Annotated in this window: 21 protein-coding genes; 8 read left to right on the plus strand and 13 right to left on the minus strand. The window is 51.7% G+C overall.

The window, feature by feature from the left end; all coding sequences use genetic code 11:
* Nucleotides 1–74: 74 nt before the first annotated feature.
* A complete protein-coding gene (locus EIH22_RS09115) occupies nucleotides 75–1,346 on the minus strand; it encodes a M23 family metallopeptidase (protein WP_124055260.1) in 1,272 nt (423 codons plus the stop codon).
* 381 nt (nucleotides 1,347–1,727) lie between these two features.
* Between EIH22_RS09115 and EIH22_RS07825 the strand changes: the two genes are divergently transcribed.
* Together EIH22_RS07825 and EIH22_RS07830 are read left to right on the plus strand one after the other, a co-directional pair.
* Nucleotides 1,728–5,447 carry a multifunctional oxoglutarate decarboxylase/oxoglutarate dehydrogenase thiamine pyrophosphate-binding subunit/dihydrolipoyllysine-residue succinyltransferase subunit gene (locus EIH22_RS07825; protein ID WP_124055261.1) on the plus strand — a complete coding sequence of 1,240 codons (3,720 nt, stop codon included), beginning with the start codon at nucleotides 1,728–1,730 and terminating at the stop codon, nucleotides 5,445–5,447.
* Nucleotides 5,448–5,540: 93 nt separating this feature from the next.
* Nucleotides 5,541–6,140, plus strand: coding sequence for a GDSL-type esterase/lipase family protein (locus EIH22_RS07830; RefSeq protein ID WP_124055262.1), 600 nt, complete (start codon nucleotides 5,541–5,543; stop codon nucleotides 6,138–6,140).
* A 103-nt stretch (nucleotides 6,141–6,243) separates the two neighbouring features.
* Here EIH22_RS07830 and EIH22_RS09175 read toward each other — a convergent pair whose 3' ends face one another.
* The 12 genes from EIH22_RS09175 to EIH22_RS07885 all read right to left on the minus strand — a co-directional run bounded on the left by EIH22_RS09175 (nucleotide 6,244) and on the right by EIH22_RS07885 (nucleotide 17,588).
* A complete protein-coding gene (locus tag EIH22_RS09175) occupies nucleotides 6,244–6,318 on the minus strand; it encodes a 50S ribosomal protein bL37 (RefSeq protein WP_376988485.1) in 75 nt (24 codons plus the stop codon).
* Between the two features lie 142 nt (nucleotides 6,319–6,460).
* Nucleotides 6,461–6,778 carry a mycothiol system anti-sigma-R factor gene (gene rsrA / locus EIH22_RS07835; protein ID WP_124055263.1) on the minus strand — a complete coding sequence of 106 codons (318 nt, stop codon included), beginning with the start codon at nucleotides 6,776–6,778 and terminating at the stop codon, nucleotides 6,461–6,463.
* Nucleotides 6,775–7,389, minus strand: a complete 615-nt coding sequence (locus EIH22_RS07840) for a sigma-70 family RNA polymerase sigma factor (RefSeq protein ID WP_235001831.1) — start codon at nucleotides 7,387–7,389, stop codon at nucleotides 6,775–6,777. The genes rsrA and EIH22_RS07840 overlap by 4 nt, the downstream gene beginning before the upstream one ends.
* An 81-nt stretch (nucleotides 7,390–7,470) precedes the next feature.
* Nucleotides 7,471–8,649: an N-acetylglucosamine-6-phosphate deacetylase gene (locus EIH22_RS07845; protein WP_124055264.1), complete on the minus strand. Its 1,179-nt coding sequence runs from the start codon at nucleotides 8,647–8,649 to the stop codon at nucleotides 7,471–7,473.
* Nucleotides 8,646–9,419 (minus strand): glucosamine-6-phosphate deaminase, encoded by a 774-nt coding sequence (locus EIH22_RS07850; protein ID WP_124055265.1) that lies wholly within the window; start codon nucleotides 9,417–9,419, stop codon nucleotides 8,646–8,648. The genes EIH22_RS07845 and EIH22_RS07850 overlap by 4 nt, the downstream gene beginning before the upstream one ends.
* 20 nt (nucleotides 9,420–9,439) lie before the next feature.
* Complete coding sequence (locus EIH22_RS07855) at nucleotides 9,440–10,123, minus strand: N-acetylmannosamine-6-phosphate 2-epimerase (RefSeq protein ID WP_124055446.1); 684 nt, start codon at nucleotides 10,121–10,123, stop codon at nucleotides 9,440–9,442.
* A gap of 45 nt (nucleotides 10,124–10,168) precedes the next feature.
* Nucleotides 10,169–11,116 (minus strand): ROK family protein, encoded by a 948-nt coding sequence (locus EIH22_RS07860; protein WP_124055266.1) that lies wholly within the window; start codon nucleotides 11,114–11,116, stop codon nucleotides 10,169–10,171.
* Between the two features lie 36 nt (nucleotides 11,117–11,152).
* Complete coding sequence (locus EIH22_RS07865) at nucleotides 11,153–12,067, minus strand: dihydrodipicolinate synthase family protein (protein WP_124055267.1); 915 nt, start codon at nucleotides 12,065–12,067, stop codon at nucleotides 11,153–11,155.
* Between the two features lie 9 nt (nucleotides 12,068–12,076).
* Nucleotides 12,077–12,883: an ABC transporter ATP-binding protein gene (locus EIH22_RS07870; RefSeq protein ID WP_124055268.1), complete on the minus strand. Its 807-nt coding sequence runs from the start codon at nucleotides 12,881–12,883 to the stop codon at nucleotides 12,077–12,079.
* Nucleotides 12,880–14,931, minus strand: a complete 2,052-nt coding sequence (locus EIH22_RS07875; protein ID WP_124055447.1) for a dipeptide/oligopeptide/nickel ABC transporter permease/ATP-binding protein — start codon at nucleotides 14,929–14,931, stop codon at nucleotides 12,880–12,882. Before EIH22_RS07875 ends, EIH22_RS07870 begins: the two co-directional genes overlap by 4 nt.
* 2 nt (nucleotides 14,932–14,933) lie before the next feature.
* Nucleotides 14,934–15,884, minus strand: a complete 951-nt coding sequence (locus EIH22_RS07880) for an ABC transporter permease (protein WP_124055269.1) — start codon at nucleotides 15,882–15,884, stop codon at nucleotides 14,934–14,936.
* Between the two features lie 132 nt (nucleotides 15,885–16,016).
* Complete coding sequence (locus tag EIH22_RS07885) at nucleotides 16,017–17,588, minus strand: ABC transporter substrate-binding protein (protein WP_124055270.1); 1,572 nt, start codon at nucleotides 17,586–17,588, stop codon at nucleotides 16,017–16,019.
* A 56-nt stretch (nucleotides 17,589–17,644) separates the two neighbouring features.
* On the opposite strand from EIH22_RS07885, the gene EIH22_RS07890 reads away from it, so the two are divergent.
* From EIH22_RS07890 to EIH22_RS07915, 6 genes are all read left to right on the plus strand, one after another.
* Nucleotides 17,645–18,424, plus strand: coding sequence for a FadR/GntR family transcriptional regulator (locus tag EIH22_RS07890; RefSeq protein ID WP_200829222.1), 780 nt, complete (start codon nucleotides 17,645–17,647; stop codon nucleotides 18,422–18,424).
* Nucleotides 18,425–18,512: 88 nt separating this feature from the next.
* Complete coding sequence (locus EIH22_RS07895) at nucleotides 18,513–19,025, plus strand: DoxX family protein (RefSeq protein WP_124055271.1); 513 nt, start codon at nucleotides 18,513–18,515, stop codon at nucleotides 19,023–19,025.
* Nucleotides 19,022–20,341, plus strand: a complete 1,320-nt coding sequence (aroA, locus tag EIH22_RS07900; protein ID WP_124055272.1) for a 3-phosphoshikimate 1-carboxyvinyltransferase — start codon at nucleotides 19,022–19,024, stop codon at nucleotides 20,339–20,341. Before EIH22_RS07895 ends, aroA begins: the two co-directional genes overlap by 4 nt.
* On the plus strand, nucleotides 20,338–21,366 hold the full coding sequence (gene rsgA, locus EIH22_RS07905; protein ID WP_124055273.1) for a ribosome small subunit-dependent GTPase A: 1,029 nt from the start codon (nucleotides 20,338–20,340) through the stop codon (nucleotides 21,364–21,366). The genes aroA and rsgA overlap by 4 nt, the downstream gene beginning before the upstream one ends.
* 9 nt (nucleotides 21,367–21,375) lie before the next feature.
* Complete coding sequence (hisN, locus tag EIH22_RS07910) at nucleotides 21,376–22,182, plus strand: histidinol-phosphatase (RefSeq protein ID WP_124055274.1); 807 nt, start codon at nucleotides 21,376–21,378, stop codon at nucleotides 22,180–22,182.
* A gap of 10 nt (nucleotides 22,183–22,192) precedes the next feature.
* Complete coding sequence (locus EIH22_RS07915; RefSeq protein WP_124055275.1) at nucleotides 22,193–22,696, plus strand: phosphoribosyltransferase; 504 nt, start codon at nucleotides 22,193–22,195, stop codon at nucleotides 22,694–22,696.
* The last annotated feature ends 13 nt before the right edge of the window (nucleotides 22,697–22,709 follow it).

The raw sequence follows: 22,709 nt of genomic DNA on the forward strand, positions 1-22,709 counted from the left end.
ATTCCCATTCAGGTTACCGAAATTCATCGCGAGTTACAGGTCATACGGAAAGTCTGTCCGATTGCTTACATCTTTTAGTTGCAACTTTGACCGAGTTCACGTGCACCCATCGCCTTAAGGAATTCCATAGGTTCAACAGCGTTGGTGCCGGTACCAGCTCCTGGATGGATTTCGAGGTGAAGGTGAGGTCCCGTCGAGCGACCTTGAGAGCCAACTAAACCAATCTTCTGGCCAGCTTTAACGGTATCTCCCTCTTTAACGAGGATGCCGTCGCTCCACATGTGGAGATACCAGGACGTAAAAGTCTTTCCATTGATCTCATGCTGTACAACGATCATATTCGAGGCAGCTCCATCGAGACCAGCACCCGCATGGAGAACTTTTCCGTCAGCCACGGCATAGAATGGAGTTCCGTCAGAGGCCGCAAAATCTTGACCTTCGTGCAACTTCGCCCCCAACCCGAAGGGGTCCGAACGATACCCGAAAGTAGAGGAAACTCGATACGTTCCTGCTTTCATTGGCATAAAGAGCGCATTTCCCTCAGACACGAAAGAACCCACCAAAGAGTTCGCACCGGTTTGCGGAATGCACTGGGTTTGAGCGGATTGAGCAGCTTCTTCAGCCGCACGTAGACGAGCGCCATCCGCGGCGCCATCTTTAGCAAGAATGGTTTCCGGGGTATGCCATGTAGAGGATACATGCACAGAATTCAGGACCGAGTTTTGACCGGTGGTGGATTGAGCACCAACTGCGTCTTGGATCTGAAGCACCCCAGTAGATACAAGCGCAACCGCGGAAAGAACCCCAGTTCCAACTAATATTGGAGAAGTCTTACCCGCACGAACCCGATCCATAATTGCCGAAACATTGCTTCGACCAAACTTCTTATTAAAAGTGATCCTGGAACGGAAAAGCTGTGGAGTTGCATGTTTGAGCACTGGGAGCGCCTCGGTAAGCTGTTCGCCTTCGCACTCAATTCGCTCTTGAGCTTCACATTCAGCCAAGGCCTCTTCAACGAGCACTTCAGATTCTTCGATCGCGAGTACAGGTGGTTTTTCATTGTCACCTGCTGGAGAAGCAACTTTCACAACAGCATCTTTAACCGCGACTGCTTCCGTTTGCTTTATTGCAAGACGATGACTGCGTTGAGTTTGTGTGCCTTGCGCCTGCGAACGCTCCAGCATTTCTTGAAGACGACGTGCTCGCGCGTCGTCATCCATAACGGAAGCACTGCGTGCGCGACCAGAACGAGTACGAAGGGTTGCTTCTTGTGCTTCACGCTGAGCAGCTATACGCAGCTCGCGGCGGGAAGGAAGCGACCGCTTTTCATTGACGCTAGTCGTCAAGACGTACTCCTTAGATGGAAATGCTGTGATTCAGATCCGAGTATTAGATGACGCAATTTTTAGATCCACACTTGATCATAACGGTTTGATAACAACTATGCTACAGAAAATAACAATTGGACCAGTGAATCAAACCACAAGCATTTTCTGGCGATTTATTATGAATTTTATTATTCGTCATTTCAACCATTTTCTACCCATTCATAAAGAGATCATCACCAAGGTTTTGATCGCTCTATACGCTTTCTTGACGAATCACCGCGCCACATTTGTTCTCGGGAGTAAATGAGGTCAGAAACCGAAAATGATTCACAGGAACAGGACCAAAGTCACTAAGATGGAGAGGAAGGAATATCCCAAAAGATTGAGGGTGGGAAACAGATGTCACAAGGTAGTGAAGAATTCGGACCAAACCAGGGATTTATTGAAGATCTCTACGCGGCGTATCTCAAGGATCGCTCAAGCGTTGGTCCACAGTGGTTGGATATGTTTAGGCGTTGGGAAAACGAAGGGCGCCCGACTCAAAAGGCTGAGCATCCACAGGACAGTACACTTGAAGGCATTTCCCAGCACCACCGGGGTTTACAAGAAGCCGATCGTGAAACAACTCAATCCACGAACGTCACACGTTCGGACTTACCTCCCCAGCCCCGTTCAGCAGCACAACCAGCACTTACTCCGTATGTGAAGTCCTACGATGTTCGCCCACGCGTTGAGGAGTCAACGCCGGATGAAGATGAATTCATCACGATGAAGGGCGCTGATCGTGGTCTAGCCAAGAACATGGATGCCTCACTCAGCATCCCAACTGCTACGTCGGTTCGTAGCCTACCTGCGCGGATTATGTTCGATAACCGAATGGTTATTAATAAATATCTATCAACCACTCGCGGTGGAAAAGTATCCTTCACCCACCTGATCGCCTATTCAATGGTTGAAGCACTCGCCGAAATGCCCGAGATGAATAACTCCTACAAACTCGATGAAAAAGGCAAACCCACCCTTGTAAAACCCGCACACATTAACTTCGGCTTAGCTATCGATGTGGTGAAACCAGATGGTTCGCGAACCTTAGTTGTTCCAAATATTAAACAAGCCGAAGCTCTTACTTTCTCCCAATTCTTTAACGCATATGAAGACTTAGTAGAGCGAGGACGTAACAATAAACTCACCTTAGATGACTACCAGGGCACCACCGTTTCACTCACCAACCCAGGCGGATTGGGCACAGTTCACTCCATTCCGCGGCTCATGAATGGACAGGGTTTGATCGTAGGCGTTGGCTCAATGACTTACCCTCCAGAGTTCCAGGGCACTGCCGACGAAGCCCTCGCACGCATGGGCGTCTCGAAAGTCGTGCACCTGACTTCAACCTATGACCATCGAGTTATTCAGGGTGCTACGTCGGGACGCTTCCTACGCCTGCTCGAGCAAAAGCTGCTCGGTCTCGATGGCTTCTATGACCGCGTCTATATGTCGCTTCGCGTCCCCTACCGCCCGTTTAGATGGGAAAAGGATGTTGAATACGACGCCGAGCGCGAGCTTGGAAAGCCAGCGCGTATCGCTGAGCTAATTCACGCCTACCGTTCTCGTGGTCACCTCATTGCAGATACCGATCCACTTTCTTTCCATATTCGACGTCACCCAGACCTTGAGCTCCGTTCGTATGGACTGACTCTGTGGGATCTGGATCGCTCCTTCCCAACTGGCGGGTTTGCAGGAACCTCTCATTTGACGCTACGCGAAATCCTCGATCAACTCCGCGAGGCGTATTGCCGAACGGTTGGCATCGAGTACATGCATATTCAAGATCCAGCACAGCGTCGCTGGTTCCAAGAGAGGCTGGAGCGCCCTGCTGATCCGACTCCAAAGGACACGCAACTTCAAATCTTGAAAAAACTCAACGAGGCAGAAGCTTTTGAAACCTTCTTACAGACGAAGTACGTTGGGCAAAAGCGCTTCTCACTCGAAGGCGGCGAATCTTTGATCCCAGCTCTCGACGCTATCCTCGACGGTGCCGCTGAAGATGGCCTTTCCGAGGTCGCCATTGGGATGGCACATCGTGGTCGACTCAATGTGTTGACGAATATTGCTGGAAAATCGTACAAGCAAATTTTCACCGAGTTTGACGGGCTCATTGATCCAAATAGTGTCCAGGGTTCAGGAGACGTTAAGTACCACTTGGGCACCGAAGGTATGTACACCTCCCCAAGTGGAGATACCGTCGGTGTATACCTCGCAGCTAACCCATCCCACCTCGAAGCCGCCGACGGAGTTTTAGAAGGTGTGGTACGCGCCAAGATTGATCATATGGATGCCGGTGAAGATGCATACGGTGTTCTCCCGATCTTGATCCACGGCGACTCGGCTTTCGCCGGCCAAGGCGTAGTAACCGAAGTTCTTAACTACTCACAGCTTCCTGCATACCGCACGGGTGGAACAATCCACGTGATCGTCAACAACCAGATCGGATTCACGACCGCACCGTCGTCGGCCCGTTCTTCTCGTTATGCAACGGACATCACAAAGGGTCTGCAGCTACCGATTTTCCATGTAAACGGTGATGATCCCGAAGCGGTCGTACGAATGGCTCGCATGGCCTACGAATACCGTGAAGAGTTTAAGAAGGACGTTCTACTCGATATCACCTGCTACCGCAAACGCGGACACAACGAAGGTGACGATCCTTCGATGACGCAGCCAATCATGTACTCGCTGGTTGATTCCAAGCGTTCCACGCGCCAGCTCTACACCGAGGCATTGCTTGGTCGTGGCGAGCTATCTGAAGAACAGCTTGCCACGGTTGAGCAAGATTTCCAAGCAACGCTAGACGGCGCATTCGCCGAGGTTCGCGATGCGGAAAATACAGCGAAAGAAGCTGGAAAATCCGCTGCCGAAATTCTTGGTCTTCCTAATCCAGGCGCGGAAGAAGACACAACTTTGGTTGGTTGGGAAACAGCGATTTCACCAGCGGTTCTTGCACGAATCGGCGATGTCCACACCACTCCGCCAGAAGGCTTCAGCTTGCATCGCAAGATAGAACAGCTCTTCGATCGCCGTAACAAGATGGCGCGCGAAGGCGGAATTGACTGGGGATTTGGCGAGCTCATCGCCTTTGGTTCCCTATTGATCGATGGAGTTCCGGTCCGTATCTCGGGTCAGGACTCACGTCGTGGCACATTCGTTCAGCGTCACGCGGTTGCACACTGCAATGCAACCGGAGCGGAATGGACGCCACTCGAGGGGCTAACTGATAGCCAGGCACATCTCGCGATCTACGACTCCTCACTTTCTGAATACTCGGTTCTCGCATTCGAATATGGCTACTCAGTTGAGCGCCCGGATGCCCTGGTACTTTGGGAAGCTCAGTTCGGCGACTTCGCCAACGGTGCTCAGACGGTTATCGATGAATTCATTTCTTCAGCTGAACAGAAGTGGAACCAGAAGAGCTCACTGGTTATGTTGCTTCCACACGGATATGAAGGTCAAGGGCCAGACCATTCCTCTGCGCGAATCGAACGGTACCTCCAGCTTTGTGCTGAGGACAATATGCTCGTGGTTCAGCCGTCAACGCCAGCAAACCACTTCCATTTGTTGCGTCGCCAAGCATTTGCACGACCTCGCAAGCCGCTTATTGCGTTCACGCCCAAGCAACTCTTGCGACGTAAAGGTGTGGTTTCCTCGGTTGAAGATTTTACTCAAGGCCGGTTCCAGCCAGTAATTGGTGAAACGAATTCCGAGATCAAGGACGTGGATCGGGTCCTGTTGTGCACGGGACGCCTCTATTACGATCTACTGGACGAGCGCGCAAAACGTGGAGACACCTCCACGGCGATTGTTCGTGTTGAACAGCTCTACCCTAACCCTGTCGAAGATCTTTCGGCTGAGCTAGCAAGGTACCCCGGAGCTGAACTTTTGTGGGTTCAGGACGAGCCAGCAAACCAGGGTGCTTGGTCACACCTTGCTCTCGAAATGTTCCCGACGATGGGAATTTCGGTTCGCCGGATTTCACGACCACACGCGGCAGCTCCGTCAACTGGACTCGCAGCAATCCACAAGTCACAAAATGCTCAGATTCTAGCTTCGGCGTTTGATCGCTAAAATAACAGGCTGAACAAATAAAACTGTAAACTGGTTGTTGGCGGCAAATGATATTTGCCGCCAACAACCATATTCGGATTAGAAGGAGCGAGTGTGCAAGAATTACGAGTCTTTTTCGTTGGCGATGAACTCGTTGCTGGCAAAGGTGACGCACGTGCCCTTGGCTGGGTAGGCAGAATCATTGCCCGAACGCCGCTCAATCCCCCAATGACCCCGATAGCCCTTGCATTCCCTGGAGAGAATACTGGTCAGCTCACCGATCGCTGGCAAACTGAAGTTTTACCACGCTTGGATCGAGACTCAGTAAATCGCTTGGTAATTGGTCTAGGTTCTCACGATCTCGATGCGGGAATAAGTTCTGCACGATCACGCCTCTACCTAGCCAACCTCCTAGACAATGCAGAACGCCGGCAACTCATGCCTTTCGTCGTCGGACCTCCTCCTCGCCACGATGTTCCGGCACGTCAACTACAAGACCTCTCTCATGCTTTCGCGGATGTGTGCGAACGTCGATCGGTTCCCTACGTTGAAACATTCGCACCGCTCGTCAACCATGAGCAGTGGAACACCGATATGTCGATTTCTGGTGGATACACTCCGCATCAAGCAGGCTACGGACTCATGGCATGGCTAGTGCTTCACCGTGGTTGGCATCGTTGGCTTGGTGTAGACCCACAGAATTTCGTCGAGTAATATATCTTCGGTGCTCTTCGGAAATACACCTCTGGTATGCACCAACACTTCATTTCTGAGGTAATAAAATGAGGGGCTCATCGAGCCCCTCATTAAGTCATTCTCAAGCGTTTGGACGCTTGCCGTGGTTTGCACCGCTCTTCTTACGGGAGCGACGCTTGTTTCCGCGCTTCGACATAATTTTCTCCTTTGTAACGCATCTTGCGATGCTAGACAGCTACTAAGTCTAGCGAATTAACACCCTATCCGTCACATCAACGGTGGGTGAATCTGAACTCAGCTTTGACGAGTCTCCGGTCATCGACCTTAGCTGAAACCAATTATTCGTAGGATTCGTATCTGTACTGAACTACGAGCCTAGAAATTCGAGTCCGAAGCTCAGCAGGAGCTTCTTCACAACACGAACGTCGTACGATCTCCCGGATCTTCATTTCAGCTGCAATCTGCTCTGAACAGTGCGGGCATTCCTCGCCATGACTGTACAACACTTGAGCGCGTTCTTCCGGAACTTGATGATCGAGTAGTTCAAAGAGGCTTTCAACCACGTCACTACAACCGCAATCAGGGTTCGAACTACATTCGACGAGCTGATCGACAAGCTCATCAATCTTTTGGTCTTGTTTATCGCTATCCATCATTTCTTCGATCCTCCCGTCGTATATCCAAGTTCCACCGCGTAATCATGGAGGATTTCACGAAGCTGTTTTCTTCCACGATTGAGTCGAGACATAACTGTACCTATTGGCACGCCAGTAATATCAGCAATTTCTTGATAAGAGAAACCTTCTACGTCTGCCAGGTATACAACTGTGCGACGTTCCGGTGAAAGTTGTTCAAGTGCTTCTTTGATATCAGTATTGGGCAAGCGATCAAGTACCTCAGCTTCAGCGGATGCCAGTCCTGAGGAATCATGGGTGGAAGCTTGATACTCCTGCCAGTCCTCCACCTCCGCGCCATCTACTTCCGCGGGACGTCGCTGCTGTTTGCGGTAGTTGGAAATGAAGGTGTTGTGCAAGATCCGATACAGCCACGCCTTCAAATTTGTACCTGGCTGGTACTGATGAAACGAGGAAAATGCCTTCGCAAACGTTTCTTGCACCAAATCCTCGGCATCATGAGGCTTGCGAGTTAACCGCAGGGCAGCACCGTAGAGCTGATCCAGATAAGGAAGTACGTCATGTTCAAAGCGCGCCGCTCGTTCTTTAGCATCTTCGCCGTCGCTCACTCGCGAAATATCGGTTGTGCTCACAACTCTCCTTTCGTGAAAAACGATGCCTCGATGCATTTTCTTCATGCATCGAGGCATCGAAAATCAACCGTTGGCTAAAGACTATCGAATTGTTTCGCCTTCACGCCAAACTTCTGCGACATCTAGCTCATCGGTGAAATGAATGAATGACGGTCTCTCCCCGACTGTCCACTCAATCGTTACTCCGCACGCCGAACTATCTATACCCAAAGCCGCCGCGGGAGCCGCCACGCATGCACGCACAGCCTGCTCCATAGTTGTCGCACCGCAAGTCACCATGCGCTTGATCTCATCGGAGAGGCGAGCGGTTCCACCTGCGATAGCGCCGCCTTCCGTGAGGCGTGCGACGCCGTCGACAATAGTTACTGGCAGTCCACCTAGTTCGTAGTCACCATCTGCCATACCAGCACCCGCCATAGCATCGGTAACGAAGACGACGCCGAGTTCTCCAGCTGGTGAGGCACCTACGTATTCGGTTACGTCCGAAACCAGATCGGGATGAAGATGAACTGCATCCGCCACTAATTCAACAACGCATTCACCGCGTCGAGCTGCTTGGATGAACTCGCGTACCGGACCCGGCTCGCGGTGCGCTAAAGGAGGCATAGCGTTAAACAAGTGAGTAGCTGTTTGAGCAGGCCGTCCAAAGCTACGAGCACTTCCCGATTCCGCGGTTGCACGCAAACGTTCCAGGGCCTGTGCGCCAAGTGCCGAAGTGTGACCCCACGATGGAACAGCACCAAATTCAAGCAACAGTTCAGCGGCTTCTTGTGCATTTTCGACTTCAGGAGCGATCGTCATCGTACGAATCCATCCACGCCCGGCTTCGAGCCATGCCCTGAGCTCTTCCATATCGGGGTTACGCACAGCGGCAGGGTTCTGGGCGCCACACTTATGAGGAGAGATATATGGGCCCTCAAGATGAATTCCCAATAACTCCCCTTTCTCACACCAAGGAACAAGAGCTTCGATCGCTGGAACCGGATCAACCATCGAAACCAAGGAAGCCAGCATGCCCGACGTCCCACACTTTTGATGGGTTCGAATAGCAGTTTCGATACCCGCATCGTTGGGGTCATCAGGGAACGAGGCTCCACCACCGCCATGGCAGTGAATATCGATCAAACCTGGGGTAATCCAACCATGGATATCATCGCTCACTGGACAGAGCTCAACCAGTACGCCGTCGTCATCCAAAACGATTCCCGAACCTACAAGCTTGCCGAAACCGTTAAGAACCTTACCTTCGATGGTCTTCATAGCGTCTCCCAGCGATCCTTGTAAAAGTCTGTGCGAGTGAGGAGTTCAGCCGCAGCTTTGTCCACGAGTACGGTTACATTCGGATGCATCTGAAGGATCGTGGCAGGCCAAAAGCTTGAAACTGCACCTTCAACAAGTTCCTTAACTGCTTCTTTCTTAGCCGAACCAGTTGCGATCAGTAAAATAGAGCGAGCATCCATAATTGTGCCTAAGCCCTGGGTGATGCAGTGAGTTGGTACCTTGGAAATATCGTCGTCGAAGAAACGTGCGTTATCTTCACGAGTCTGGCGAGTTAAAACGTCCACGTGAGTGCGCGAGGTCAAAGCTGTGCCAGGTTCATTGAAGCCGATATGCCCGTTTGAGCCGATTCCAAGGATTTGAAGTTCCACCCCGCCATTGTCACGGATTGCGGCGTCGTGACGATCGGCGGCTACCAAGGAGTCAGAATCGTTACCATCTGGAGTAAAAAGGTTTTCATCCTTCAAACCAGTCTTATCGTCGCCCACCAACTCAGTGCGCAGAACGTTACGGTATCGCTCTGGATGATCTTCAGGAACGTTGACATACTCATCCAACGCAAAGGCACGGGCATCAGCGAGGCTAAATGTTCCTTCTTCATGGGCCTTGCGGAGTTCTGCGTACAGGTTGAGCGGGGTCGATCCCGTTGCAACTCCAAGATTACGTATAGTTGCACCATTCATTGCTTCAATAACGATGCGTGCTGCTTCGGCTCCGACCTTGTGCGCATCGGAGAAAATTCCCACCTTCATATGCTTAACCAGCTTTTCTATTATTTGTTTGGCGCGACCACCGCATTGCGGAACCAACCGGTGATCGATGTTGGATGAGTGATTGCAGTTCCGACCACTACCGCAAAAGCTCCGGCTTGCATCGCTTGAGCTGCGTGTTCGGGAGAATGGATGCGTCCTTCACAAATCAAAGGCACGTCTGGGAACTCGCGTGCAATTTCGGTAAGGAGTTCGAGGTCTGGACCTTCGGTTTTAGGGCGGTCGGGAGTGTAACCCGCAAGCGTCGTAGAAATAATATCTGTACCTGCGGCAACAGCTACCTGTGCGTCGGCAAATGATCCACAGTCAGCCATCACTAAAATACCTTCATCTTTAAGGGCTTTAACTGTGTCGGTGTAGGAAAGGCCATCTGGGCGTGGACGGTTCGTTGCATCGATGGCAACAATATCTGCGCCTGCCATTGAGCACGCACGTGCATGACGGAGGGTCGGAGTGATATAAACGCCGTGATCGCCTTCCTTCCACAGGCCGATGACCGGAATCTTAACGCGACCTTTAATCGCGGAAATATCAGATAGTCCCTGGCAGCGAATTGCCGATGCTCCACCGATTTCCGCAGCTACAGCCATTTGAGCCATCGTCTCAGGGTGACGCATTGGCTCACCTGGATATGCCTGGCAGGAAACAATAAGTGTTCCTCGTAAGCTCTCAATTAATTCGTTCATCATGAAAATCCTATCGCTGTAGCGTCTGGAAAGAAATTACCGATTTTAACGGCGAAGAAAATTTAGAGCAGCCCCTAATAGTGGAGCGTCGTCTCCAAGGTCTCCGTGTACTACCGGGGTATTGGCAACGCCGTCCATCGCACAACCATCGTAACCGCCGCGAACAGCATCCCACCACAATTGTCCAGAACGAGTCATTGACCCACTTAAAACGATGATTGCAGGATCGAGGGAATTTGCCAAAGATGCGATTGCTTCACCTAAAGCGAATCCAGACTCAACAAAACATTTTTTCGCCAATGGTGCACCGGCGTCGGCACGTTCTTGGAGCTCTCGTCCGTTGGCGACGGGACCTTCCCAGGACGCATCGTAATTATGTTCTTCTTCTAGACGCGCGTTGTACCAGGTGGTGATTCCGCTACCGGAACAAATCGCTTCGATGTGGCCGCTACGACCACACGAACACTGTTGCCCCTGTGCAAAATGGTGATGGATATGGCCGACGTGACCGGCAAGGAAATGCGAACCGTAGTAGACATTTCCATTGTTTACCAATGCGCCGCCAATACCGGTGCCGACCGCGATAGAAAGTGTGGAATTATGATCGCGGCCAGCACCAAGTCGCGCCTCCCCCAGCCCGTGCGCATGGACATCGTTCAGCACCCGAACCGTAAGGTGGACATTTTTGGAAATTAGGTCAGCAAGTTCAGTACTTCCCCAACCTGGCATCGTGTTCGTCGCCGAAACGATTACTCCCGTACGAGGATCAACGACGCCAGCGCTTGCGATTGCAACGCCTTGACTATGTGGGTATTGAGAAACAAGCTCACTCACCAGCGCACAGATTCGCTGTGCAACATCGGCACCGCCGCGCTGGGCGAGAGTAGGAATGGAACCACATTCAGAGATTCGGAGGTTAGAGTGCACGGAAATCTCAACGATTCCCCAGCCAATCTTGGTGCCACCGATATCTAATGCAATTAATGAATCCATGTCATTCTCCCGCCCGCACTGCGGCTATTAGACTTTTCAGCTCAACATTCCTGTTTTGGTTAGGACTTGGCGAACCCATTCAACGTTGTCACCGCTGAGAGCCTGAACAGGCTCTGGCATCTCGTTGGATTCAAACTCTCCCATCAGCATGAGAGCAGTCTTGAAGGCACCAACCCCAGCGCCGAATCCTTGAACCCCTTGAACCATAACGATGGTCATGAGATCTGCTAGGCGATCTTGTTCGGAACGCACTGCTTCCCAATCTCCGCGCTGGTAAGCCTCCCACTGACGGACGTAGCCGTGTGGATCAACGTTAGCAAGACCGGGAACCGAGCCATCTGCACCGGACATGTAGGCACCGTCAACAACGACCTCGTGACCGGTTAGGAGCTGGAGTGGGTGACCTGCTTCTTCGTTCATACGGGTAAGGAAACGGAAACCGACGTCGTCGCCTGAAGAGTCCTTGACACCGGCGATAACACCATCTTGACCGAGCTTAACTAGGAGTTGAGCAGGGAGCTTAGTGTGAACACAAACTGGAATATCGTATGCCCAGATCGGAAGGTCGGTTGCTTCGTGAAGAAGACGGAAGTGACGCTCGACTTCGGCCATGCCCTGAAGCGCATAGAACGGTGCTGTTGCCACGACGGCATCTACTCCGTAGCTCTCAGCTTGGCGAATATGCTCGATGACGCGGCTGGTTTCAGTGTCGATAACACCTGCGATGACTGGGATACGTCCATTAACAATTCGCATCGTATGTTCGAGCACTTCAGCGCGACGCTGCGAGGTTGAGAAAGCAACTTCACCGGTTGAACCGAGGATGAAGATACCGTGAATCCCAGCGTCGATCATGCGATTGAGGTTACGCTCCAAGGATGGAACGTCGATCTCTTGATTCTTTAGTGGAACGGCAAGTGGTGGCACCACGCCACGCAACGGTGCGTTCATGATTTCTCCTTAGAGTACCGGGTGCAACAACGATGGAGCTGCGCCCAAGAGTTTTCGAGTGTAAGGGTCTTGTGGGTTATTGAGGAGTTCAGCTGCTGGACCTTCTTCCACAACTTTTCCTGCGTTCATGACGGCGATTCGATCAGACACATAGCGAACAGTTTGGATGTCGTGGGAGATGAAAACCATCGCTAGACCGAGGTCACGCTTGAGGTCCGTAAGGAGGTTCAAGATCTGTGCACGAACGGAGACGTCAAGCGCCGACGTCGGTTCGTCAGCAATGATCGCATCTGGACGGATCGCGAGCGCACGTGCAATCGCAACGCGCTGACGCTGACCACCTGAGAGCTGACCAGGCAGTGCGTCAAGGGCCGAGCTTGGGAGTCCCACCATCGAGATGAGCTCTTCAACACGCCTCATTCGTTCGGCTTCAGTTCCGATCTTGTGAACGCGCAATGGGTCTGCAAGTTGATCTTGAACCAACATGCGTGGGTTCAAGGCAGTGGCTGGGTCTTGGAAGACGACGGACACTACGCGACCGATTTGACGGCGATTTTCAGCGGTGCGCTTCGTCACCTCAGCACCCTTGAAAAATACCTTTCCAGCTGTTGGCGCTTGTAAACCACACATAACGTTTGCCGTGGTTGATTTGCCACATCCAGATTCTCCGACGATACCAAGGGTTTCGCCGGGGTTAAGTTGCATGGTTACTCCACGCACGGCCTGAATCGTATTGGGCTTGAAGATTGAACCAGTACGAGTTTTGAAGGTTACTTCGACATTTTGCAGATCAATGATCGGCTGGATATCAGTCATTTTTGTTCCTCTGCAGTTTCAACGGGTTCATCAGCGAGGAGCGCATGAGCACCCCGCGGTGGAAGAGCAGCATAGAAGTGATCCGGCGTTACTTCCTTCAGAACTGGACGAATATCTGCGCCGTAGTCTGGGTGCGAAGAACGCGGAGCAAATCGATCACCAGCTGGGAAATCACGCGGAGATGGAACTGTTCCTGGTACCTGATGGAGTCGACCTGATCCGGATTCAATCGATAGAACAGCACCGAGGAGTCCACGGGTGTATTCGTGGACTGGGTTCGTGAGCAACTCAGCGGTTGGGGCCTGCTCAACAACTTGACCGGCATACATGACGGTAATATGGTGAGCGACTTCAGCAACGAGCGCGAGATCATGGGAGACGAAGATCATTGCGAATCCGAGCTTGTCACGCAGTTCGTTGAGAAGAGCGATAACTTGCTTTTGAACAGTAACGTCAAGTGCCGTCGTCGGTTCATCGGCAATGATTAGCTTTGGATCGCGAGTCAACGCCATAGCAATCAGCACACGCTGACGCTGACCACCCGAAAGTTCGTGCGGGTAAGACTCAAGCGTACGCTTTGGATCCAATCCTACGAGTTCAAGTAGTTCCTCAGCTGAACGGGTTCCCCCACGGCTCGTGAGTTGCTTAAGCTGCGACTTAATCAGCATTGCTGGGTTAAGCGAGGAAAGCGCATCCTGGTAGATCATTGCCATTTCGTGTCCGAGGAGAGCCTGACGCTCGGTTGCAGACATCTTCAATAGGTCCTTACCTTCGTAGAAGACTTCACCGGAGATCTGTGCTCGCGGATCAATAAGACCCATGATCGAAAGGGCGGTAATGGACTTACCACATCCGGATTCTCCCACAAGCCCCATCGTTTCGCTCGGACGGACCGAGAAGGAAACATCGTCAACGACGTTAACGTCACCGTGACGAGGGAACTTAATCGAGAGGTTACGAACTTCGAGCAAAGGCTCGGAAACGCCATTGGAGACGAAACGATCATGACGTTGGGTTTCGACCGCACGCAGGGAATCGATACGAGCCTGGAGAGACTCGGCCTGCTCTGCATAGGCGCGGCGGGGATCAAGGAGAAGACGATCAGCTTCACGTTTCGAATCGGAAGATGGAGCATCTTGGAGTTTGCCACCGCTTGGAGCGGCAACCATGGCATCGGTGATTCCTTCGGAGAGGATATTCAGGCATAGAACGGTAACCATGATGAAAAGACCTGGGAACAGGGCAGTCCACCACATACCGAGCATGACTGACATATTCGACGAGGCATCGGAAAGAACGTTACCCCAGGTCGGAACCATTGATGACTGAAGACCCGAACCGATGAAGGTCAAGGATGCTTCCAGGATGATTGCATCAGCAACCAAGACGGTTGCGAAGACCAAAACTGGAGCCGCACAGTTACGAATTACGTGCTTAACCAAGATCCATGGAGCACGCGCGCCAGAGACGATGACTGCACGGACGTAGTCTTCACCATAAGCGCTCATGACGTTTGCACGGACGATACGTGCTAGCTGTGGAATATAGACGAAGGAGATCGAGAGAACAATGACGGCCAAGATACCCACCGTATTGTCTGCTTCGAGTCGCTTCGAAAATACGAGGACGGTTACAGCAGCAAGGGCGATGCCAGGAACTGCCATGATGATGTCCATGATTCGCATGATTACTTCGGAAAGTGACTTGCGGACGACTGCGGCTACCGAACCGATGATCGCTCCAAAGAACAGAGCGATGAAGGTCGCGCACAAACCGATGATGAGCGAGAACCGTCCACCATAGAGGATACGACTAAGGATGTCACGGCCAACGTGATCGGTTCCGAAAATATGTTCGCCGTTTGGGGCGACCCAACGATCGAAGATTTCTTCAGGTGAATATGGGGCAATAAGCGGAGCGATCACGGAGATCACTGCGATAATTGCGAGCACAGTCATGGCGATCTTGGCGCCAAGACTCATGTTCTTGATTCTGCTGAACCGCACGTTTTCTTGGGTAAGTTTCTTCAACTTCTTTTTGTTGGACATCACTACACCGACCTAATACGCGGATTGATAAGGAGGTAGAGCATGTCGACGATGATGTTCACGATAATAAACGCGATTGCGACGACGAGTGCGCCTCCCTGGACCAAGTTCACCCAGTTATTTTGGATACCCTTGATGAGCACCTGGCCCATTCCATTGATGGAGAAAATAATTTCGATAACAACTGCGCCGCCCATAAGGTAGCCAACACGCAGACCAAGAACCGTAACCGGGGTGATCAAAGCGTTACGGAGAACGTTGCGACCGATAACTACGCGCTTAGGAATTCCAGCACCTAGAGCGGTACGGACGTAGTCACGATCCAGTTCTTCAACCATCGAAGTACGAACAACACGCGTCATCTGTCCGATAACAGGGATCGCGAGCGCAACTGCCGGAAGCAGCATGCGCATGAACCAACCGCCAAAGTCTTCGGACAACGCTGGGAGATCGCCTGAAACCGGGAGCTTTCCAACGAAGGCGAGTACCAGGAGTACTGCTAACCAGAACGATGGAGTTCCGATGCAGATAACGGAAAGAATGCGGATAACTTGATCTGGCCAACGATCGCGGTAGATTGCCGCGAGGATTCCCAGTGGGAATGCCACGATTACGGCCAAGATCAGGCCAAAGAAAGTGAGTTGAAGTGTTACTGGAAGCGCAGCACCTACTAGGTCAGTCACACGGTTTGTTTCACCGACACCGTAGATGCCAAGGTCACCATGGAACATATTGACAATGTAGTGCCAGTATTGGAGCAGGACCGGATCATTTAGACCCTGGCTCTGACGGAATGCTTCGAGTGCGTCAGGGGTAGCGTTTTCGCCGAGAGCCGTGTAAGCGGGATCGATCGGCGATAATGCCATGATAAAAAAGACGAGGATAGTGACGCCGAAAACCATAATCGGCAAAGCAATGAGCCTTCGTCCTAAGAGTCGAAGAAGATTATTCATGGATCCTCATTCTTCCTAAAATTTGATTCTTAGCGCAGTTGAGGAGGGACAGGACATTCCTGTCCCTCCTCAACATTTGCGATGTCGCCAAAACTGGCAGGAGATAAATCGCGGGTTTGAGTTTTCTAAGCGTTACTTAGCTGCCGAAACTCCAACAACCTCAAGTCCCGTGGTACCAATTGGTTTAACATCCATGAGCTTCTTAGGGTTGTAAGCGGTGATCATCACACGGTGGAATAGTGGGTAAAGCGGAACTTCTTCAGAGATCATGTCCTGAACTTCGCCCCACTTCTCGTTGGCCTTGTCGCCTGAAAGCTGACTTGCCTCGGTCACAAGCTTCTGGAGAGCCGCGTACTTGTCAGGAGCTGAGGTCTGCCATGCGTCGCGCTGCTTGGTCCATACGTTGTCTCCGTACCACCAGTTGATGATGATGCCAGGGTCGACGCCGAATACCGAAGGATCTCCAGGCGCAAGAATTGCGTCGTAGTTAGAGTTCGGGTTATCAGCGTAGTTAGCGTAAACGTCTGCAGATGCCTGCGACTTGATATTGACCTTGACGCCGGCTGCTTCAAGGTCAGCCTTGATCTGTGGAGCAAGGTTTGCAATCCATGGGTGATCAGTCGTTACCAAAGTGATTTCAAGGTTGGTTGCGCCGGCGCTTGCGAGGAGTTCCTTTGCCTTTGCCTGATCATAGGTGTACTGAACCTTTGCCTTCTTGAATGCGGCGTTAGTGTCAGGGAGGAAGGACTTTGCAGCGGTAGCTTTGCCATCCATTACGGAGTCGATGAGTTTATCGGTGTTGATTGCGTAATGGAATGCTTGGCGAACCTTAGGATCGTTGAAAGGAGCTTTCTTGGTGTTGAACATCAAGAATGGGTTGTTGTAGCCCTGAACTTCTTCAACCTTCCAGCCAGCTGCCTTAAGCTTTTCTGCCGACGCGGATGGAACTGCTTCCATAATATCCACGGTGCCACTGACTGCAGCTGCAAGACGTGCAGAATCATCCTTGAGGATGCTCCACTGCATCTTCTCTACTCGTGCAGGCATTGGGCCGTTGTAGTTCTCATTTGGAACAGCAACAATCTGGGTGTTCGAAATGGTTTCGTACTTGAATGGACCAGAACCGATTGGCTTTGCAGTGAGGTCTGCGTCGCTTGCCTTGGTTGGAACAACCTTGACATCAACGAGGCGTTCCTTAAGCATTCCGAATGGGAACTTAAGCTTAACGACGACGGTCTTTTCATCCTTTGCGGAAACCGAATCAACAAAAGCGAAGAACTGCTTGTAAATCGACTTCTCAGCGGTGGTACGTCCGTAGGATGAAACTACATCTTCTGCCTTAACAGGAGTTCCATCGGAGAACTTTGCACCATCACGAAGGGTGATTTCGTATTCGGTATCTGAAACCTTCTTTGGTTCATCTTTAGCAAGTGCTGGATAAACCTTGTAGTCGGCCATATCAAATTCGTAGAGACCTTCAACTACATGCCAGTTCGTACCCATAGCAAGAGCCGACGACGTGTTGGAAGGGTGGTAGTTCGTGGTTTCATATGCAACACCAAGGTTGATTTGGCCACTTGGCTTTCCAGAGTCGGCAGGAGCCTTCTTAGCATCGCTGGAGTCGCCACCACCACATGCAGTAAGCGTAAGTGCAGCTGCACCGACGATAGCCGAGACTTTCGCCAAACGTTTTGAAAGACGCATTTATTTGTCCTCTCCTTTGAGTGACACCGGAGGGTTCCGGTCGGTATACTTATCGTATGATGTCTGACAAATTTAAGCAAGTGGTAACAGCAGATTACTTGCGTCCAAATCTGACCGGCACGGAAATCCCTCCTATGCTGGCGGTTAATAGGCTTGATGCAACTATGGATGCCATCAAGGCCTACATTCTTCGCCATCAACTCACCACCGGAGACCCTCTCCCGACCGAAGCGAAGCTCTGTGCCGATCTTGGCGTTTCACGTTCCTCTGTGCGCGAAGCTCTTCGAAAATTAGAGGCTCTCGATATTATTTCTGTCCGCCAGGGACGCGGGTCCGTCGTCGGGCAGATGTCAATGCAGCCCCTGGTGGAAACACTGGTGTTGAAGAACGCACTTGATCACACCCAAGGCACGAGGTCACTTCGCACAATCGTCGCTACTAGGAGGTACATCGACTTGGGTGTTGCTGAAGAAATCGTCGCAAATATGAAGGGGACCTCGAATCCTCAGCTTTCAGAACTCGTAGATAAAATGACGCAAAAAGCGCGGAAGAACGAATTGTTCTCTGATGAGGACATCGCTTTCCATACCGCGTTGCTACGTTCATTGAATAATGACCTTATCGAACAATTAATGCAGGCAATGTGGCTAGTTCACCAAGCAATTCTTCCTGAACTTGTTCATAACCAGTCGGTTGGCCTCATCCATACCGCTGAATCTCACCAGAAGATGCTCGATGCCGCAGAAGCTGGAGACTTAGCTGCTTATATTGAGGCAATTGATGAGCATTATCAGCCGTTGGACCAAATCATTAAGGAAAACGAAGCAGAAAAGTAATTTTCTTAAGCGAAATAATATTGAGCAATCCTCACGCCGTAAAAACGTTAGAATTAAGAAAACGCAAATATTACGGAAGGGACCTCCCATGAGTGTCTTGCGCACCATCGCTCGCCCAATGCTTGCCGCTCCATTCATTTTGGCTGGATTTGATGCCGCGATTCAGCCTGAATCACACCGTGAACGTGCTCGCAAGATATACGATCTAGTAGCTAAGTTCGGAATCCAAGCACCTACGGATAAGGTTACAGACATGGTTACCCGCGGAACAGGTGCCACAATGATCGCTTGCGGGCTTGCTCTTTCGCATTCACGCTTGCCCCGTCTATCTACAGGACTGCTAGGCGCACTCCAAGTTCCACTTGCCTTGGCGAACAACCCTTTCTGGGAACACCACGGCGCTGATCAACGTAAAGATTTCCTCAACCTTGCCAGCGCGGCGGGCCTAATCGGTGGAGCCCTCATCGCCTCTACTGACCGCGAAGGAAAACCATCGGTGGCATGGAGACTCAATAAGTGGACACACGAGCTTAGCGATTCGGCTGGAAACGTTGCAGCTTCTGTTGAATCAAAAGCAAAAGAATTGGGAGTTAGCCGTTGACCACTTGGCACGCGCCAACTTCAGGTCCAATCGATGCGACCGTCACGATTCCCGGATCAAAATCATTAACAAATAGATACTTGGTTCTCGCTGCTTTAAGCGAGAACCAAGTAGACATCTATAATCCGCTCATCGCTCGAGATACCCGACTGATGGCAGATGCGCTACGCTCCCTTGGCGTAGATATTTTGGAGCGTAACGACGCCTGGACTGTTACTCCCCGCCCATTGCATGCTGGGAAAATAAATTGTGGACTAGCTGGAACCGTCATGCGTTTCATCCCGCCAATTGCCGCCCTAGCGCCAGGTAAAACCACTATCGACGGCGATCCCCAAGCTCGGTTGCGTCCAATGAAAACAACGATCGAAGCTCTCACGCAACTCGGCATTAAGATTTCCTCTCTTACCGAACCGGACAGCCTCGGTATTGGCGCAACCCTCCCCCTTGCAATTGTGGGTGACCCCTCGGTCAGAGGTGGTCGTGTACAGATTGATGCCTCGTCGTCGTCCCAATTCATTTCAGCGTTACTGTTGACAGGAGCACGCTTTGAAGACGGAATTGAGATTCTCCACATCGGCGATGCCGTACCATCAGCACCTCATATTTCCATGACGATCGATCTACTTCGCAAAGCTGGTGTAACCGTAAGCGAATCCTCGGGCCACTGGCGTGTATCACCAGGCGTGATCCGGCAAAGAGACGTCGTCGTCGAACCAGACCTTTCCAATGCTGGTCCGTTCCTCGCCGCTGCAATGGTTACCGGTGGGAAAGTACGAATCGAACACTGGCCCACTAGCACCACCCAACCGGGCGATGCCTATCGGGAAATTTTCACCCAAATGGGAGCACAGTGCCGGCTTATTGCCCACTATGGCACAGCACCAGACCACTCTACTGCAACCCTTGAGCTCAACGCCGGAGCCAAAATCTCGGGTATTGACATGAATTTTCATGACATCGGCGAACTTGTACCAACTGTGGCAGCCGTGGCCTGCTTTGCGAAGGAAACATCCCGGTTACGCGATATTGGTCAGCTCCGCGGGCACGAAACTGACCGCTTGACTGCGCTGTCCACGGAAATCACAAAACTAGGTGCACAGGCATTCGTTGACGGCGACGATTTAGTGATTATTCCTGCCAACTGCCACAATAGAGAAACGAAAGCCGCCTACCTCGAATCATATGAAGACCATCGCATGGCAACTTTCGCCGCGATCGTCGGCCTTCGAATACCCGGAGTTAGCGTCAACAATATAGAAACGACGTCGAAGACGCTACCAGATTTCGTTCAGCTGTGGGAAGGGATGCTACGTTGAGCAGGCGTGACATCGGAACCGATGACTACCGCGTCCGTGTACGACCAGGAAAACCCTCGCGTCCACGTACCAAAGTTCGCCCCGATTACACCAAAGCAAAGCGTGGCCGCGTCTTTAGAATTGATCGTGGCCGCTACCACGTTCGAATGCTCGACGACGGCGTGGATGTAGTCGCAGTCAAGGCACGCGAGCTTCCGCGCGGCTCGGTCGCCGTCGGAGATATTTGCGCCATGGTCGGGGATTTATCTGGGAAGAAGGATTCACTCGCGCGCATTACCCAAGTAGACGACCGAAGCACAGCGCTAAGACGCACCGCCGAAGAAGGCGAAGCCGCTGGAAACGAACGAGTGATCGTCGCAAATGCCGATCAGCTGGTTATAGTTACTGCTCTAGCACAGCCCGAGCCTCGTACCGGCATGATTGATCGTTGCGTCGTGGCGGCACTTGAGGCTGGCATGAGACCAATCTTGCTACTTACCAAAGCCGATCTTGCCGATCCCCAACCCCTAATCGACCACTACTCTGGAATAGACCTAACCGTCGTCGTATCTCGACTCAATACACACGAAACGGAAGAAAACCTCGATGAGGAACAGCTCGGCGTCGTCCGTGATGTACTTAGGGATCACGTCTCGGTGTTTGTAGGACATTCGGGTGTGGGAAAATCCACGTTGATTAATGCTTTAGTTCCATCTGCCGGACGGGAAACTGGACACGTCAACGCAGTAACAGGGCGTGGCCGCCACACCTCAACGTCGGCGATGGCTTTTCACCTCGACGACGGCGGAACCGTTATAGACACGCCTGGAGTGCGAACATTCGGTTTAGCACATGTAGGTGCAGACGATTTGTTACGTGGTTTCCCGGACCTCGCCAACATTTCGGAAGAATGCCCAAGAGGCTGCAGTCACGCTGAGGGAGCCATTGAATGTGCACTCGATTCAGTTACCGATTCCACAACTCAACAACGGGTCCAATCATTTAGACGACTGTTGGATTCAATTCCTCAACCTGACTGGGCTTAAGATAGGACTATGAGTACACGTTCGCGCCATGCAGACGATCTTCAGGTGATCGCGGGCATTGTTGATCGAGTCGATCAGTATACGTTGAAACGCTTCCGTTCCAACGACCTTCAGGTGGATACAAAACCCGACTTCACTCCCGTGACAGATGCCGATCGTGGCGCCGAACAAATTATTCGCGATCTTCTTGCTCAATTCAGATCAAGGGATGCCGTGTTCGGTGAAGAACAAGGTCAAACTGGATATTCGAATCGTCGCTGGATTATCGATCCGATTGATGGAACCAAGAACTTTGTGCGAGGTGTACCAGTGTGGGCCACACTCATCGCACTTGAAGAAGACGGTGAAATCGTCTTAGGAATGGTTTCCGCTCCGGCGCTTAACCGACGCTGGTGGGCTGCTCGCGGGCTCGGTGCATATACCGGAAAATCATGGACGTCTGCTAAACAAATCCATGTTTCACAAGTCAGCGAACTCCAAGACTCGTCCCTCTCCTATTCTTCACTAGAGGGCTGGCAGGAGCGGGGTCAACTACGCGCATTCCTTCGACTAGCGCAAGGCGCGTGGCGCAACCGTGCCTACGGTGATTTTTGGTCCTACATGCTGGTGGCCGAAGGAGCTGTAGATATTGCCACCGAACCAAGCCTTGAGCTATACGACATGGCGGCACTTGTACCTATCATCACCGAAGCTGGTGGAAGTTTTACCGATCTCGAGGGGAATCTAGGTCCGTGGGGCAACTGTGCATTAGCAACAAACGGCTTGCTTCATGACAAGGTACTCGAAGTTTTGCAATCTGTATCCGATAACAACTGAAAAGGCAAAAATGACTGACGAACGCGAAGTACTAAGCTGGGACGAATTCGGAAGCGCTTCCCGCGAACTAGCTAAACAGGTGTGGGACTCCGGTTTCCACCCAGATCTTGTAGTCTGTGTAGCACGTGGCGGGCTTTTGCCAGCCGGCGCTATCGGATACGCTCTCGATCTCAAATCCCTCTTGGTTTTGAACGTCGAATTCTACACTGGCATTGGACAAACGCTTCCTGATCCACGTCTCCTTGAGCCAGCACCAGATGTTCGCGCTATGGATGGCAAGCGTGTTCTGATCGTCGACGACGTTGCAGATTCGGGTCGCACCCTTCAATTTGTTCTTGACGTGTGTAAGCGGGCAGGAGCCGTCGATTCGCGCGTCGCAGTTCTTTACGAAAAGCCTCGCTCGGTTCTTCACAGCGATTACATCTGGCACACCACCGACAAATGGATTTCTTTCCCTTGGTCAGATAAAGAGCCAGTTAACGCCGCTGATGTGGATTACACTGCCAAGGACTGACGAAGTTTCGTAT

Origin of the sequence: Arcanobacterium ihumii (genome assembly GCF_900604515.1) — a bacterium.
Lineage (GTDB): Bacteria > Actinomycetota > Actinomycetes > Actinomycetales > Actinomycetaceae > Arcanobacterium_A > Arcanobacterium_A ihumii.

Coding starts and splice junctions, on each gene's coding strand:
- EIH22_RS07875 (WP_124055447.1), bottom strand. CDS start 14,931: ATGTCCAACAAAAAGAAGTTGAAGAAACTTACCCAAGAAAACGTGCGG.
- EIH22_RS07915 (WP_124055275.1), top strand. CDS start 22,193: ATGACTGACGAACGCGAAGTACTAAGCTGGGACGAATTCGGAAGCGCT.
- EIH22_RS07880 (WP_124055269.1), bottom strand. CDS start 15,884: ATGAATAATCTTCTTCGACTCTTAGGACGAAGGCTCATTGCTTTGCCG.
- EIH22_RS07865 (WP_124055267.1), bottom strand. CDS start 12,067: ATGAACGCACCGTTGCGTGGCGTGGTGCCACCACTTGCCGTTCCACTA.
- rsrA (WP_124055263.1), bottom strand. CDS start 6,778: ATGATGGATAGCGATAAACAAGACCAAAAGATTGATGAGCTTGTCGAT.
- hisN (WP_124055274.1), top strand. CDS start 21,376: ATGAGTACACGTTCGCGCCATGCAGACGATCTTCAGGTGATCGCGGGC.
- EIH22_RS07845 (WP_124055264.1), bottom strand. CDS start 8,649: ATGAAGACCATCGAAGGTAAGGTTCTTAACGGTTTCGGCAAGCTTGTA.
- EIH22_RS07890 (WP_200829222.1), top strand. CDS start 17,645: ATGATGTCTGACAAATTTAAGCAAGTGGTAACAGCAGATTACTTGCGT.
- EIH22_RS07870 (WP_124055268.1), bottom strand. CDS start 12,883: ATGACTGATATCCAGCCGATCATTGATCTGCAAAATGTCGAAGTAACC.
- EIH22_RS07895 (WP_124055271.1), top strand. CDS start 18,513: ATGAGTGTCTTGCGCACCATCGCTCGCCCAATGCTTGCCGCTCCATTC.
- EIH22_RS07855 (WP_124055446.1), bottom strand. CDS start 10,123: ATGAACGAATTAATTGAGAGCTTACGAGGAACACTTATTGTTTCCTGC.
- EIH22_RS07850 (WP_124055265.1), bottom strand. CDS start 9,419: ATGAAGGTGGGAATTTTCTCCGATGCGCACAAGGTCGGAGCCGAAGCA.
- EIH22_RS07885 (WP_124055270.1), bottom strand. CDS start 17,588: ATGCGTCTTTCAAAACGTTTGGCGAAAGTCTCGGCTATCGTCGGTGCA.
- EIH22_RS07825 (WP_124055261.1), top strand. CDS start 1,728: ATGTCACAAGGTAGTGAAGAATTCGGACCAAACCAGGGATTTATTGAA.
- EIH22_RS07860 (WP_124055266.1), bottom strand. CDS start 11,116: ATGGATTCATTAATTGCATTAGATATCGGTGGCACCAAGATTGGCTGG.